11 protein-coding genes are annotated in these 15,148 nt (G+C 69.2%); 1 reads left to right on the forward strand and 10 read right to left on the reverse strand.

The window, feature by feature from the left end; all coding sequences use genetic code 11:
• Positions 1 to 119: 119 nt before the first annotated feature.
• The 5 genes from AB0L64_RS13025 to sdhC form a co-directional block, all read right to left on the reverse strand.
• Positions 120 to 1,286, reverse strand: coding sequence for a hypothetical protein (locus AB0L64_RS13025; RefSeq protein WP_363710336.1), 1,167 nt, complete (start codon positions 1,284 to 1,286; stop codon positions 120 to 122).
• A gap of 74 nt (positions 1,287 to 1,360) precedes the next feature.
• Entirely contained in the window at positions 1,361 to 2,065 is a 705-nt protein-coding gene (locus AB0L64_RS13030; protein WP_359941808.1) for a succinate dehydrogenase iron-sulfur subunit, read from the reverse strand.
• Positions 2,065 to 3,807, reverse strand: a complete 1,743-nt coding sequence (sdhA, locus tag AB0L64_RS13035) for a succinate dehydrogenase flavoprotein subunit (protein WP_363710337.1) — start codon at positions 3,805 to 3,807, stop codon at positions 2,065 to 2,067. The genes AB0L64_RS13030 and sdhA overlap by 1 nt, the downstream gene beginning before the upstream one ends.
• An 11-nt stretch (positions 3,808 to 3,818) precedes the next feature.
• Positions 3,819 to 4,274: a succinate dehydrogenase hydrophobic membrane anchor subunit gene (locus tag AB0L64_RS13040; protein WP_363710338.1), complete on the reverse strand. Its 456-nt coding sequence runs from the start codon at positions 4,272 to 4,274 to the stop codon at positions 3,819 to 3,821.
• A gap of 1 nt (position 4,275) precedes the next feature.
• Positions 4,276 to 4,653 (reverse strand): succinate dehydrogenase, cytochrome b556 subunit, encoded by a 378-nt coding sequence (sdhC, locus tag AB0L64_RS13045; RefSeq protein WP_363710339.1) that lies wholly within the window; start codon positions 4,651 to 4,653, stop codon positions 4,276 to 4,278.
• A 223-nt stretch (positions 4,654 to 4,876) separates the two neighbouring features.
• Here sdhC and AB0L64_RS13050 point away from each other — a divergent pair, with 223 nt between their 5' ends.
• The gene (locus AB0L64_RS13050; protein WP_363710340.1) at positions 4,877 to 5,692 is read left to right on the forward strand and encodes an MBL fold metallo-hydrolase; all 816 of its coding nucleotides are present in this window, start codon (positions 4,877 to 4,879) and stop codon (positions 5,690 to 5,692) included.
• A gap of 45 nt (positions 5,693 to 5,737) precedes the next feature.
• Here the strand turns inward: AB0L64_RS13050 and AB0L64_RS13055 are convergent, their stop codons facing one another.
• The 5 genes from AB0L64_RS13055 to AB0L64_RS13075 form a co-directional block, all read right to left on the reverse strand.
• On the reverse strand, positions 5,738 to 6,163 hold the full coding sequence (locus AB0L64_RS13055; RefSeq protein WP_363710341.1) for a hypothetical protein: 426 nt from the start codon (positions 6,161 to 6,163) through the stop codon (positions 5,738 to 5,740).
• Positions 6,164 to 6,319: 156 nt separating this feature from the next.
• The gene (locus tag AB0L64_RS13060) at positions 6,320 to 9,334 is read right to left on the reverse strand and encodes a hypothetical protein (protein WP_363710342.1); all 3,015 of its coding nucleotides are present in this window, start codon (positions 9,332 to 9,334) and stop codon (positions 6,320 to 6,322) included.
• A 122-nt stretch (positions 9,335 to 9,456) separates the two neighbouring features.
• On the reverse strand, positions 9,457 to 10,656 hold the full coding sequence (locus AB0L64_RS13065; RefSeq protein ID WP_363710343.1) for a glycosyltransferase: 1,200 nt from the start codon (positions 10,654 to 10,656) through the stop codon (positions 9,457 to 9,459).
• Positions 10,653 to 11,777: a glycosyltransferase family 1 protein gene (locus tag AB0L64_RS13070; protein WP_363710344.1), complete on the reverse strand. Its 1,125-nt coding sequence runs from the start codon at positions 11,775 to 11,777 to the stop codon at positions 10,653 to 10,655. Before AB0L64_RS13070 ends, AB0L64_RS13065 begins: the two co-directional genes overlap by 4 nt.
• 193 nt (positions 11,778 to 11,970) lie before the next feature.
• Positions 11,971 to 15,069: a M14 family zinc carboxypeptidase gene (locus tag AB0L64_RS13075; protein ID WP_363710345.1), complete on the reverse strand. Its 3,099-nt coding sequence runs from the start codon at positions 15,067 to 15,069 to the stop codon at positions 11,971 to 11,973.
• Positions 15,070 to 15,148 lie beyond the last annotated feature (79 nt).

The following is a 15,148-nucleotide window of genomic DNA, read 5'->3' on the forward strand; positions in this document are numbered from 1 at the left end:
CCCATCGCATGCGGGAGGCGAAGGGGTGGTTTGCGAGGTGAACCCCTCAAACAGGTGGACGGGTGTGGGCCATGGAGGCGGGCGGCGCTTGGGGTGGAGACGCAGCAGCGGAACGAGGGTCAGCGAGGGGCGAACTTCGTCCAGGTGGTGCCTCGGTCGGTGCTGAGCACGACCTCCGTGGTGCGGCGCTTCGGCACCTCGAAGCCGTACATCAGGTCGGAGTCGCCGGCCAGGTCGGCGAGGTCGCCGGGGTAGCCGCGGTCCAGCTTCGCGGCGCCGTCGCGGACCCGGTAGAGCCGCGGGCGGTCACCGGCGCGGCCGCCGAGCAGCAGGGCGGTGCCGTCGTCGAAGGCGAGCGGCGAGGCGCTCAGGCCGGCCGGCGGGTCCTGAACCGTCGTCCAGTTCGCGCCGCGGTCGGTGGACAGCTCCATCTTCGAGACGGTCTGGCCGTTGGCGCCGACCGCCACCGCGGTGGTCAGCAGCGTCCGCCCGTCGGGGCTGACCGCGAGTCGGCCGAGCTGGTTGTGGCTGTCGAGTGCCCGCGAGCCCCACGTGCGACCGCCGTCGTCGGTCCAGAGCATGTCCGTCCGGCCGATCCCGCTCAGGATCCAGCAGCGGCCGCTGTCGTCGCAGACCGGCGACCGGGTGCCCCGGGTCTTGAGCAGCCGGACCGAGGACTCCTGCGGGTTCACCACGACGATCGACCCCGGCACGATCCGGTCGGTGAGGATCTCGTCCTCCTCGAACGTCGAGGTCGGCAACCGGTACCGGAGCCGGGTCAGCACCGGCCCGTCGTACGTCAGCCGGAACATCATCGTCGCGGCGCCGGTCAGCGTGCCCTCGAGCGGCGGTGCGACCGCGATCGCCTCCTTGCCGGCCCGGAGCGTCGCATACGGAACCGGCCACTCGGGGGCGACGGCGCGGGAGCCGTCGCGGTCGATGACGGCGGCGTATCGGCAGTTCGGGCCGCTGGTGCAGTCCGACCAGCCGGCCGCCCAGCGGTTCCGGGTGACCATCGTGACCGACAGCACCTGGGCCCGCTCGGAGTTCACCACCGAGCTGCCGGACCGCCCGGCGGCGGCCGGTGCGATCGCGATCGGCCCGTCGGACGCCGACCGGTGGGACGCCAGGTGCACGACCGCGAGAACGATCGAGGCCGTCGCCGCGAGCACGCCGAGGACGAGGAACGGCGGCATGCTGCGGGGTAGGCCGCAGCGCTCCAGCACCTCCGCCAGGCGACGGTAGTAGCGGTCGGAAAGCTCCCGCAGGCGCGGCTCCACAGTCACCCCCCAAGGCAGAGATGTCCCCGGCGAGGCGGGTCAGGTCGGCGGAGGAATCTTACGCGAGGAGAGGCCCACCCTCACACTCGGCGGAAGATGAGCGCCCGCTTCACTTCCTGGATCGCCTTGGTGACCTCGATACCGCGCGGGCAGGCGTCGGTGCAGTTGAAGGTGGTCCGGCAGCGCCAGACGCCTTCCTTGTCGTTCAGGATCTCCAGCCGCTGCTCCGTGCCCTCGTCCCGGCTGTCGAAGATGAACCGGTGCGCGCCGACGATCGCCTGCGGGCCGAAGTACTGCCCATCGGACCAGAACACCGGGCAGGACGTCGTACACGCCGCGCAGAGGATGCACTTCGTGGTGTCGTCGAACCGGTCCCGGTCAGCCTGCGACTGGATCCGCTCCCGGGTCGGCTCGTGACCGCTGGTGACCAGGAACGGCATCACCGAGCGGTACGCCTCGAAGAACGGGTCCATGTCGACGACCAGGTCCTTGAGCACCGCGAGGCCCTTGATGGGCTCGACGGTGATTTCCTTCTCCGGGTTCAGGTCCTTGATCAGGGTCTTGCAAGCGAGCCGGTTGCGGCCGTTGATCCGCATCGCGTCCGAGCCGCAGACACCGTGCGCGCAGGACCGCCGGAACGTCAGCGTGCCGTCCTGCTCCCACTTGATCTTGTGCAGCGCGTCCAGCACCCGGTCGGTCGGCTGCAGCGTGACGGAGTACGTCTTCCACTCGGCCTCGTCGACGACCTCGGGGTTGTACCGCAGGATCTTGACCTTGACGTCCATCAGTACTTGCGCTCCATCGGCTTGTAGCGGGTCTGCACGACCGGCTTGTAGTCGAGCCGGATGTTGACGTTGCCCTCGGCATCGACGTCGCGGTACGCCATCGTGTGCCGCATGAAGTTGACGTCGTCGCGCTTGTCGTAGTCCTCGCGGAAGTGCCCGCCGCGGGACTCCTTGCGGGCCAGCGCGGACACCACGAGCACCTCGGCCAGGTCGATCAGGAAGCCCAGCTCGACGGCCTCGAGCAGGTCGGTGTTGAACCGCTTGCCCTTGTCCTGGACACCGACGCTCTTGAACCGCTCCTTGAGCGCCTCGATGTCGACCAGCGCCTGCTTCAGCGAGCCCTCGGTGCGGTACACCTGCGCGTTCAGGTCCATCGTGGCCTGCAGGTCGGCGCGGATCGCGGCGATCCGCTCCTCGCCGGCGGAGTTGCGCAGACCCTCGACCAGTTGGACGACGTACGCCGACGGGTCGTCCGGCAGCTCCTCGAAGGAAGCGGTCTCGGCGTACTCCGCGGCGGCGATCCCGGCGCGGCGGCCGAAGACGTTGATGTCCAGCAGCGAGTTGGTGCCCAGACGGTTCGCACCGTGCACGGACACGCAGGCGACCTCGCCCGCGGCGTACAGGCCGGGGATCACGTCGTCGTTGTTGGCCAGCGCCTCGCCCTTGATGTTGGTCGGGATGCCGCCCATCGCGTAGTGCGCGGTCGGGAACACCGGGATCTGCTCGGTGTACGGCTCCACACCCAGGTACGTGCGGGCGAACTCGGTGATGTCCGGCAGCTTCGCGTCGATGTGCGCGGGCTCCAGGTGGGTCAGGTCGAGCATCACGTACGCGCCGTCCGGGCCGCAGCCGCGGCCCTCGCGGACCTCGTTCGCCATCGCGCGGGCGACCATGTCCCGCGGCGCCAGGTCCTTCACGGTCGGCGCGTAGCGCTCCATGAACCGCTCGTTGTCCTTGTTCCGCAGGATGCCGCCCTCACCGCGGGCCGCCTCCGACAGCAGGACGCCGAGCCCCGCGAGGCCGGTCGGGTGGAACTGGAAGAACTCCATGTCCTCCAGCGGCAGGCCCTTGCGCCACACGATGCCCATGCCGTCGCCGGTAAGCGTGTGCGCGTTGGACGTCGTACGGAAGACCTTGCCGAAACCGCCGGACGCGAAGATCACCGACTTGGCGGAGAACACGTGCAGCTCACCGGTGGCCAGCTCGTACGCGACCACGCCGCTCGCCTTGCCGTCGGTCATCAGCAGGTCGAGGACGTAGTACTCGTTGAAGAACTCGACGTTCTGCTTGATGCACTGCTGGTACAGCGTCTGCAGGATCATGTGGCCGGTCCGGTCCGCGGCGAAGCAGGACCGGCGGACGACCGCCTCACCGTGGTTGCGGGTGTGACCGCCGAAGAACCGCTGGTCGATCTTGCCCTCGGCCGTCCGGTTGAACGGCAGGCCCATCTTCTCCAGGTCGAGAACCGCGTCGACGGCCTCGCGGCACATCACCTCGGCCGCGTCCTGGTCGACCAGGAAGTCGCCGCCCTTGACCGTGTCGAAGGTGTGCCACTCCCAGTTGTCCTCCTCGACGTTCGCCAGCGCGGCGCACATCCCGCCCTGGGCGGCGCCGGTGTGCGAACGGGTCGGGTACAGCTTGGTGAGTACGGCGGTGCGGGTGCGCTTGCTGGACTCGAGAGCCGCGCGCATTCCCGCGCCGCCCGCGCCGACGATGACTACGTCGTACTGATGGACCTGCATGACGTCCTAACTTATTTGCAGACCGACAACGTGGAGTTGGGGTCGAGGCAGGGGTCGAAGGTGAAGATCACCAGGGTGCCGAGGACCACGATCACGATCGCGGCCGTGACCAGCAGGGCCTTCAGCCAGAACCGGGTCTGGTCCTTCTCGGCGTAGTCGTTGACGATCGTGCGCAGCCCGTTGGTGCCGTGCAGCATGGCCAGCCACAGCATCAGCAGATCCCAGACCTGCCACAGCGGGTTGGCCCACTTGCCGGCCACGAAACCGAAGTCGAGCGCGGTGATGCCGCCGCCGAGCATCAGGTTCACGAACAGGTGGCCGAGCACCAGGATCACCAGCGCGAGCCCGGACAGCCGCATGAACAGCCAGCTGTACAGCTCGAAGTTGGTCTGGCCGGAGCGGTTCCGGCCGCCGCCCTTCAGGTTCCGCGAGCGGCTGCTGGACCGGGGAGCCGCGATGTCACTCATCTCAGCCTCCGAACACGTGGGTCAGATGGCGGATGACGAACGGGACGAACAGGACGACCCAGAGGACGCCGACGCCGATCATCAGCTGCCGCTGGTAGCGCGGGCCCTTGGCCCAGAAGTCCACCAGGATCAGCCGGATGCCGTTGAAGGCGTGGAACAGGATCGCCGCCACCAGGCCGACCTCGAGCAGGCCGACGACCGGGTTCTTGTAGGTGCCGATGACCTCGTTGTAGGCCTCCGGCGACACCCGGACCAGCGCGGTGTCCAGCACGTGCACCAGCAGGAAGAAGAAGATCCCGACACCGGTGATCCGGTGCGCGACCCATGACCACATGCCCTCCCGGCCGCGGTAGAGCGTGCCGGCTGGTTTGCTGGGCAAACCGTCCTCCGATCGGAGCTCCCGAGCCTGGCGGAATCCAGGCCGATTCGATGCTAGTCCCGCCGCCGACCCCGAAATGTCCTGACAGGTGTGAGATCGGTCGCGTCGGTGGCCCAGCGACCCGGGCCCGGAGTGGCCCTCGACGGTGGCCCTTCGATGCCCTTGACTTCAACTGAGCTTGAACGAGAACACTGGCGGTTTCCGCTGAGAGGGGAGAGTTACGGTGAGTTTCTGGATCTGTGCGACGTGTGCGGTGGAGCACTCGGAGCAGGTCGAGGTGTGCGCGATCTGTGCCGACGAGCGGCAGTGGGTGCCCGCCGACGGCCAGCACTGGACCACGCTCGAGGAGCTGGCCGCGGCCGGCACCGAGGTCACCATCGACGAGGTCGAGCCGGGCCTGTACGGCGTCCGCTCGAAGCCGCCGGTCGGGATCGGGCAGCAGTCGATGCTGGTGACAACCGCCGAGGGCAGCCTGCTCTGGGACCCGATCGGGTACCTGGACGACGACGCCGTCGGCCGGATCCGCGCGCTCGGCGACGTGGTCGCGATCGTCGCCAGCCACCCGCACATGTACGGCGTCCAGGTGGAGTGGAGCCACCGCCTCGGCGACGTACCGGTGTACGTGTCGGAGGCGGACCAGGAGTGGGTCGCGCGGCGGGACCCGGTGATCAAGACCTGGTCCGGTGAGCTCACCCCGCTACCCGGAGTGACCTTGATCCAGCCCGGCGGCCACTTCCCCGGCAGCGCGGTCGTGCACTGGGCGAACGGTGCCGACGGCAAGGGAGTGATCCTGTCCGGCGACACCATCTTCGCCAACCCGGACCGCACCTCGGTCAGCTTCATGCGCAGCTACCCGAACCGCATCCCACTGTCCGGCGCCGTCGTCGACCGGGTCGCCCGCTCCCTGGACCCGTTCGAGTACGACCGCCTCTACAACAACTTCGGCTCGGTCATCCCGGTCGACGCCAAAGCAGTAGTCCGCCGCTCCGCCGACCGTCATGCGGCCTGGGTCCGCGGCGACTACGACCACCTGACGTAAGCCGTACGCCGGACGCCCCGCGGCGGGGGCGTCCGGCTCAGTTGCCTAGGTCCGGCCGACCGCGAGCCCGTCGATCTGCACGAGCTTGCCGCTGGACGCGTTCACGAACTTGAGGGTGCCGCTGAAGAGCGTGCTCTGCACCGGAAGACCGAGCAGCACCTGCTTGTGAGTCGTCGGGTAGGCGAGATTCACCGTGGTCAGATACCTGTTCCCCGCGTACACCGCGACCGATCCGGTCGCCCGCGTCCAGCCGGTCGAGGCCAATGACAACGACCGGTCGTCGAGCGGCCGCGAGAAACAACACCGCTCCGCACTCCACTGGCCGACGTTCCCGAGCTTGTCCGTCGCCCGCACCGACACGCAGTACTCGTACCCGGCCGCGATCGCGAGGCTCATGGACGTCGCGGTGGTCTTCGTCCACGGCTGGACGTAGGCGCCGCGGGCGTGGGCCCAGCGGTGGTGGAGGGCCAAGAACGTCGTACGCCGCTCCGCCGACCGGCGACTACGACCACCTCACCTGATACGTGCAAGCTCGACAGGACGTGTACGCTCGCCGAGTCGCGGGGCACGCTCAGTCCGGCGCCTCTCGTTGTCGGACTGAGCGACACGTCCTGTCGAGCTGCACTGTCAGCTTCGGCCGACCGCGAGGCCGTCGATCTGGATCATCTTGCCGGTGGTGACCGTGCGGACGGTCAGCGTTCCGCTGAAGACGGTGCTCTGCACGGGCAGCCCGAGTAGGACCTGGTAGTGCGTGGTCGGGTAGGCGAGGTTGACCGTCGTCAGCAGCTTGTTCCCGGCGTAGACCGCCACCGCTCCACAGCTCGGGCACCGCGTCGCGACCAGGAAGAACCGCTTCCCCTGGACGGTCCGCGTCAGCGCCTTCCCGGACGCCGTCGTCTGGGTGTCGGTCCCGAAGTAGAACTTCGACGACGATCCCCGGCCCCAACCGGTCGTGGCCATCGTCATCGACCGGTCGTCCAGCGGCCGCGAGAAGCAGCGCTCCGCGCTCCAGGCGCCGACGTTCCCGAGCTTGTCCTTCGCCCGCACCGAAACGCAGTACTCGTAACCGGCCGCCACCGCGAGACTCATCGAGGTCGCGGTTGTGTTCGTCCACGGCTGGACGTACGCGCTGTACGGCCCGGCGAACGAGGCCCGCCGGTAGCGCACGTCGTACGACGCCACGCCGGCCGCATCCGTCGCCGCGACCGCGATCTTGGCCGTCGCCGCAACGGACGACTGGTAGGCCGGTGCGGTGACCCGGGCGACCGGCCCTGTCGCGTCCACGGTCAGGGTGCGGCGGACGGTGGTGACCCTGCCGTCCGGCTCTGTGGCGGTCACCGTCACCGTGTTCTCACCCTGGCGCAGGCTGGTCGCCTGGTACGGCGAGGTGCAAGGCGCCGGTGCTGATCCGCCCGCGGAGCAGGTGAACGTAGTACCGGACAGCAACGCGGAACTGTCGAAGAGGATCGAGACGTTCGGTCCGACCACCCGCGGAGGTGCCGCGATCACCAGGCGGAGCTGTTGCCAGGCGATGTCGCGGCGCGGGGCAACCGTGTTGGTGTCCAGTTCGACCGATCGCAGCGTGCTCGGGTTGACGCTGTAGAGCTTGTTCCCGCTGGTCAGCGCCATCAGGGACGTGCCGTCGGGGTTCCAGGCGATCGATCGGACGGCCGAGTCCAGGGATCCGGCCACCTCGATCTTGTCCGAGGTGAGTGAGATCAGCTTGACGTCGGATCCGGCGCCGAAGGCGGCCCGCTGACCGTCGGGCGAGACCCTCACCGGCGCGCCGTCCGCGGCCGCAGTAGGCGCCGGCATGGTCGCCACCCGGGCGCCGCCGGGCGCGGCCTGGATCCGGGCGAAGCGGTCGGCGCCGTCGAACCGGCGGTCCGACACGATCAGGGTCTGGGCGTCGGGCATCCAGCTCGGACCGGTCACGTCACAGGCGATCTTCACAGGCGTGCCACCGACCGCCGGGATGACGTACACACACGGTGTCTCGTTCTCGGGCGACTGGAAGGCGATCCGCGAGCCGTCCGGCGACCACGCCAGGTGGGTCATGGGCGCGGCGGACGTCCACAGTTTGCCCGTTCCACCGCGCTGACCAGGGCCGATCAGCTGAGTCCAGAGGATCTGCTCGCTGTCGGTCGTGGTGTAGGCGAGGACCCGGCCGTCCGGCGCGGCGGCGAGGGAGTCCTTCGGCGTGACGGGCTCAGGATCGGTGGGAACGGGTACGACGTATCCGGACAGCGTCGACGAGGCGAGCTCGGTGTTCGGCTGGCCGATGGTGACAGCGAGCTGCTCGGTCGGCCGTCCGGCCGCCGTCGGAGTACTGGCCGGGCCCTCGCCGATCTCGTTGACGACCGACAGCGCGTACTTCGTCCCGGGCTTCGGGGCGGTCTCGATCAGGCTCATCCACGGCTTGGCTTCGGGTTCGACCCATTGCGTCGTCTCGACACCGTCCAGGAACCGGTGCACGAAGTAGCCGCGGACCGGCGTACCGCCGGCGGTCTTCGAGGTCTGCCAGGACAGTGCGACGCCCGTGTAGGTGGACGCGACGTTGAAGACGTTCGGGGCGCTCGGCAACGAGACGGACGTGCCGGTCAGCTTGACCTCGTGGTGCTGGAGGCCGGTCGAGTCGCCGATCGTCAGCCGGTCGCCCACTTCGCCGAGGGCCTGGGTCGGCTCGAACTTCAGGGTCACCGTGCACGATGCCCCCGTCGGCAGGTACTGCCCGCAGTCCCGGGCGGCCACCGTCCAGTCGCGACCGCCGGAGGAGAAGGAGTAGTTGCCCAGCTGCACGTAGTCGCTGCCGGTGTTCTTGATGGTGACCGGAATGCTCTTGGAGCTGCCGACCAGGACCCGGCCGGCGTCCAGCTTGTCCGGGGTGACGGACACGATCTGGTAGCCGGACTTGCTCCGGTACCGGATCTCGAGCAGACCGGTGCCTTCGGCACCCGGGCAGGAGGCACCCAGCGAGCTCGCGAACGTCTCGAGCTGCAGGTCCGGCGTGTAGGTCAGTGACTTGACCCGGAAGACGCCCGTGGTGGCACAGGTGCGGCCGCCCTGGGTCAGTTCGATCGGCACCTCGTAGTACCCCGCACCGGCCAGGAAGGCGGGCATCTTCAGGGAGATCGTGCCGGCCGACAGCGTCCGGGTGCCGTTGGCAGGTGCGGAGGCAGTGACCGGGCCCGCGACCTCGTCCTTGAGCCAGGTGAAGCCGGCGCCGCTGTTCGCATCCAGGGCGAGCGCGTCCACGGTGCCGACGGCTGGGTACTCGGTGGGGCGCGTGGCTTTGAGTTCACCGCTGGTTGCGGACTCGGTACCGGTGGTGGCGACGACTCGGTAGTCGGCGGTGGCGCCGGCCGCGATCGACTCGTCGATCCAGCTGACCGTCGACGAGGGCAACATTCCGCTGATGGTCTGCCAGTCGAACATCGTCCGGCGTTCGACCTGGTAGCTGGTGGCGGTGACCGGTTCCCAGGTGATGCCGACTCCGGTACGGGTCGGGAACAGTTGAGCGGCAGGGGCGGTCAGAGCCGTTGTATCGCCGAAGGCGGCGTGGGCGAGGAACGGGACAGTGACGGCAGCCAGCACGGCGGCCAGGGCTGTTCGGAACAGCGCGGATTTACGGGCGCGACGCATCGAATCTCCAGGTCAGGGGACTCCGGCGCACCCCGAGTGGCACCGGTGGAAGGTAATTAACTACCTGGCGATCGGGCCTTACGGCAACTCAGTTAGCTCTCAGGAGACGGGAGTTGCGAAAGTCACGCCGCGACACGAGATTGGGCCAATCGGCTGTGCAAGTTGAGCATGCGGGTGACGCAGGTTTGCCAGGTGTAGAGCTCGGCGCGGTGGCGGGCGGCGTGGCGGCGGTTGGGGTGGTCGGCGAGGGCCAGGACGGCGTCGGCGAGGGCGTTCGGGTTGGCGGGGGCCCAGCGGCCGCAGGATTCGTCGACCAGTTCACGGGCGCCGCCGGTGTTGGCGGTGACCACCGGGGTGCCGGCGGCGAGGGCTTCGAGGACGGCCAGGCCGAAGGTTTCGCCGGGGCAGACGGACAGGGCGATGTCGGCTTCGGCGAGGTGCTTGGCGAGGGTACGGCGGCCGTCGACGTAGCCGTGGAAGGTGACGGGGGCGTCGCCGGCGATCTCGATCAGCTCGTCGAGGTGCGGGCCGGTGCCGTAGACGTCCATCCGGACGTTCACGCCGCGGCGGTGCAGTTCGGCGGCGGTGGCGACCGCGAGGTGCGGGCTCTTCTCGCGGGACAGCCGCCCGGCGTGGACGAGTTTGAGGACGCCGTCGTCCGTCGGCGAACCCAGTGACGGGTGGAACGTGTCGAGGTCGACGCCGAGCGGGATCCGGACCAGGGGCGTCGTCACCTCGTCGAACTCGGCGGCCGCGTAGCGCGAGGTGACCACCGCGGCGTCGTACGTGCGGCCGAGGATCTTGTACAGCGCGGCGACCGTGGCGACCATCCCGAGCTGGCTGTACTTCACGCCGTCCGCGCCCCACCACTGCGTCCCGGCGCCGAGCATCCGGCCGGGCCGGAGTACGTCGTTGCCGCCGAGCTGACCGGGACGCGCCGCGCCGAGGGCGAGCATCGCGTCGAGGCGCTCGTGGCTGAACAGCACCGTGCCGATGTCGTTCTTGCGGGCCCAGCGCGCGACCGGGAGCAGCGTCGACTTGTCGGAGATCTCCACCGTGGTGGGCCCGAAGCGCTTCAGCACGTCGATCACGGTCCACGGCGTGGTGATCAGCCGGTACCCGCCGCTCACCTTCGGCGCCTTCACCCGAACGATCGTGCCGAGCTCGGTCTCGACGACGGAGTCCCGCTCGCCCGGCGTGATCACGATCCGCTCGGCGCCGGCCTCGGCGTACCCCCGGCCGATGTGCTCGATCGCGGTCCGCATCCCGCCGGACGTCGGCCCGACGAAATTGGCCAGCTGGGCGATCCGCAAGCCGCTCATGCAACCCGCCGTACGGCGGCCGCGTCCCGCAGCACCTCGGCGTAGTGCCGGTCGACCAGGTCGTCGACGACCGCGGGCCAGGTGCGGGACTGCACGCGGTGCAGGCCGTTGGCCGCCATCCGGTCGCGGGCCGACGGGTGGTCGAGCAGGGTCTTCACCGCGGACCGGAGCGACCCGGGCTTGCCGGGCTCGAACAGCAGGCCGTTCTCGCCGGGGTGGATGAGGTCGAGCGGGCCGCCGGCGGCCGGGCCGACGGTCGCGACGCCGGAGGCCTGCGCCTCCTGGATCGTCTGGCAGAACGTCTCGTGCTCGCCGGTGTGCACGAACACGTCCAGGCCGGCGAAGATCGACGCCAGGTCGGCGCCGCGGCGCATCCCGAGGAAAGTTGCCGTCGGCAACGCATGCTCGAGCGCGGCGCGGTCCGGCCCGTCGCCGACGACCACGATCCGGCAGTCCAGGCCGGTCAGCTCCGCGAGCCGCCGGACCTTCTTCTCGGCCGCCAGTCGGCCGACGTACCCGACGATCGGCCGACCGTCCGGCGAGATCTCCCGGCGCCACTGTTCGTCGCGGTTCGACGGATCGAACAGGTCGAGGTTCACGCCGCGGCCCCAGCGGTGCACCCGCGGTACGCCGCGCTGGACCAACGCGTCGACGGCCGAGGTCGACGGCGCGAGGGTACGGTCGGCGCGGGAGTGTGTGCGGCTCACCCAGCGCCAGATGCCGCGGTCGGCGGCGGCGTACCAGGGGTACTGGCGGGCGAAACCGGCGATGTCGGTCTGGAAGATCGCGACCGTCGGTACGCCGAGCCTGCGGGCGGCGCGCAGCCCGTACGCGCCGATGATGAACGGCGAGGCGAGATGCACCAGGTCCGGCCGGAACTCGGCCATCGCCCGCTCGATCGACGGGTCCGGCAGACCGACCGGGTACTCCTTGTAGCCCGGCGTCCGGAAGCTCCGGGCGCGCAGGACCGGGACGTCGCCGTAGCTGTCGGGGCCCGGCCCGGGGGCGATGATCAGCAGTTCGTGCCCGCGGGCACGCAGCCGGTCGGCGACGTGGCGAGCCGTGTTCGCCACGCCGTTGATCTGCGGCAGGAAGGTCTCGGCCACCATCACGATTCGCACATCTCGAAGGTTCCTCACCGACCATGAACCCTGGGCGACGCTCTCGTGACACCGCGTCGATGCCCTGGCGACGGCTGCAGGGCCTTGAAGTGTCCTTCAGGTTGCCACCGGGATGTGCTGGGTTAGTCGCACGCGAACTCTGGGATCCGTTCGTCGGCAGGGCGGCCGGTTGACCGCCCTGCCGACGATCCGGTTACGGCGTGCCGAACAGGTGCGCCATCGACCGCTGGACGAGGTCGGTGCGCATCGCCTGCGTGGTCAGGCCTTCGGCGCCGAAGCCGAGGTACACCGTGTCCGGTGTGGTCACACCGGCACCCTCGACGAAGGCGGTCGTGGTACGGATCCAGTCGTTCGGGTTCGCCGCCGAGCCAGGTGGCGGACCGGCGACGGTCCAGCCGCCGAGGTCGGTCTCGAACGACGTCGTTACGGTCGTGCCGGCCGTGACCGTGGTGTCGTCGACGAAGGTGCCGAGGCCCTGGGTGCTCCAGTCACTGACGTAGCTGATCGAGAGTTCGACCTGATGCCCGGCGTACGGCGCGAGATCGACCTTCCAGTCCTGCCAACCCGCGCTGGAACCCGTTGCCGCGTTCCAGCTTCCGGTGGTGCCGGCCGGTGAGCAGTCCGAGCCCTGGTAATGCCCGAGCTGTGGATGCAGTGCCACCCAACCGGCCGGGCAGCTCTGGCCGGTGTCCTGCGACGTGTGGCCGTTCAGGTCCGGGAGCGTGGTCCAGTCGTCCTGTCCGACGGTGTGGGCCTCGACGAAGACGTAGTCCCAGTCCGCCTCGGTGTTGTAGGAGAACTTGAACGACAGGGACGGCTGGGTGCTGGCGGTCACGCTGGTCAGATCCACCGTCCGCGTCAGCCGCTTGTAGCTGATGTCCGCGCGCTGGCTGTAGACGTAGTGCGTGCCCGTGAACGGCTCGAACGGCGCACCGCCGGGCCGCTGCCACTTCAGTGGCGCCGAGCTCGCGAACTGCGGGAACTGGGCCGCCGGCAACACACTCGACGTGAGGACATACGCGTTGGTGTGGTCCTGGTTGTTGGCCGAGTCGCCGCCGTTGAGTGTCCCGGCGAACCCGTTGAACGCGCCGGACGTCCCGGTGATCGGGAACGGGGTCCCGTTGCTGTCGCTGCCGCTGTTGTCGACCTGGGAGTACGCGCCGAGCCAGTACTGCTCGAAGTCGTTCAGCAACGGCAGACACGGGTACGCCTGCGGCGTGGTGCACTCGCCCTGCTGTTCCTCGAACGGGTTGTAGTAGTACGCGCCGTCCTGGTTGCTGGCGAAGCCGGCGTACTTGCCCGTGTACAGCAGCTTGCCGCCCTCGTTGAGGTAGTCGCGGACCGACAGTTCCAGGTCGAGCGCCAGTTCGGCCGCCGTACCTCCCGGCTGGCCGACCTTGCGCGTGATGATGTCGTTGCCGGTCTCCCAGACCACGGCCTTGTAGTGCGACAGCACGCCCAGCGGATGCGGAGCGGTCCGGCTGTTGGCGTCCACGTCGTACACGTCGGAAGTGACTCCGGCCGCGGTGAGTGCGCTGGCGTAGTTGGAGGCGTAGCGAGCTGTCGTCAGTCCTTGCGCCGGGCTGGCGCCGGTGACGTCCTCCGCGGCCAGGATCAGTACCTGTCCGCCGATGTCGCTTGCCACCCTGTAGGTGAAGTGCGCGCTGGAGACCGCCCCGGTCCCCACCTTGTTGCCGGTGAACCACACCTCGACGGAGTCGCCGGGCTTGGTACGGCGTACGGTGCCGCGGAACTCGGCGTAGTAGCGGTCGCCGGTGTCGCCGTACCGCTCGCCGCCCTTCCACTCCGCGACCTTGTCGTCGATCGCGTCGCCGCCGTTGATCCGGTAGTTGATCCGCAGGTTCTTCAACGCCCGCTTGGCGATCACGGCGACCGGCTGGGTGGTGCCGTACGAGACCGTGAACGGGTCGGCCACCAGGTCGGCGGCCTTCTTGCCGACCACCGAGACCGGGTCGTCCGGGTCGTGCGCCGACTTCGCGACCGACAGCGCGAACGGGATGTTCTTGGTGAACTCGGCCTGGATCAGCGCCTCGTCGTCGGGGAAGCTGAAGACGCTGACACAGTCCTCGGGCAGCCACTGGTCGTTCGGGTTCGCGGCCGACACGGTCTGGCAGGTCGACATCTCCGGCGTGAACGCCATCGTCCCGTACGTGTCCGTCACGTGGCCGTCGGTCTCGCCGTTGGTCGTGTAGAGCTCGGCCGAGATGTCCGGGTCGTAGCCCGGTACGGCGGGATTCGCGTCGTCGCCGGCCATCGCCTCGGCGATGACGTCGTCCGGCGACGGCGTGCTCACCTGCCAGCCCACGCCGTACAGCAGGAGCTCGGCGGCGGAGTGGTAGTTGATCAGCTCCGTGAAGCGGACCCTTTGGAACAGCTGGTCGAGAGCTTTCGACTCCGGCTCGGAGCCCGGGGACGGGCCGCGGTACGTGTCGCTGCTCGGGTCGGGTGACGATCCCTCGTTGTCGTAGCCCCACCTGGTGGCCAGGTTGCGGTTCAGGTCGACGCCGTCGCCGGGAGCGATCTGGCCGTCGTTGTTGTTGTCGCGCAGGTTCTTCCGCCACAGCCGGTCGCCGACGAACGTGTAGTCGTAGCCGTCCGGGTTCGCCACCGGCAGGAACCAGAGTTCGGTGGTGTTCAGCAGATTCGTGATGTCGGCGCTCTGGCCGTAGCCGTCGATGACGTAGTGCATCAGGCGCCGGACCATCTCAGGCGTGATCCATTCGCGCGCGTGCTGGGTGCCGGAGTACAGCACCGAGGGCCGGGAGCCGTCGGTGACGAGGCGTGCGTCCTTGGTGACCTTGACGGCGACGATCGGCTTGCCCTGCACCGTCGTACCGATCGAGACGAGTTTGGCCAACCCAGGATTCGCGGCGGCCGTCTGGGTCAGCTCTTCGAGCAGTCCGCCGGCCCCGCTGTACGGGCGGAACACCGTCGGGCCGGCCGCCGCGAGCCGGGCGGCCTCCTCGCTGGCGGTGTGTCCTTTCACCTTCTTGACCTTCAGATCGACGCCGTCCGAACGGAGCTTCGCCGCCTGCCGCTCCGAGATGACGACCTCGACCCTCGTGGTGCCGCCGGCGCCCTTCCCGGTGGCGAGGTCGGCGCGGTCCACGCCGGCGTCCACGACCTTCTGCAGCTGCTGGGTGTTCAGGTCGCCGACGTACACCTCGAGCCCGTCACCCCCTGGCGCCGGCGCTGCTGTCGCCGCCTGCCCCACGGCCAGTGCCCCCGCTACGACGGCCAGTACCGCGATGAAAACAGAAGTTCTCCGCATGTCGCCCCTCCCCGGTCGACGGTGCATATGGCGGCAGCCTGATGTGACCCACGTCACGAGTCAACAGCTCAGCGCGCGT

Origin of the sequence: Kribbella sp. NPDC051936 (assembly GCF_040680955.1) — a bacterium.
In the GTDB taxonomy this organism is placed as follows: Bacteria; Actinomycetota; Actinomycetes; order Propionibacteriales; family Kribbellaceae; genus Kribbella.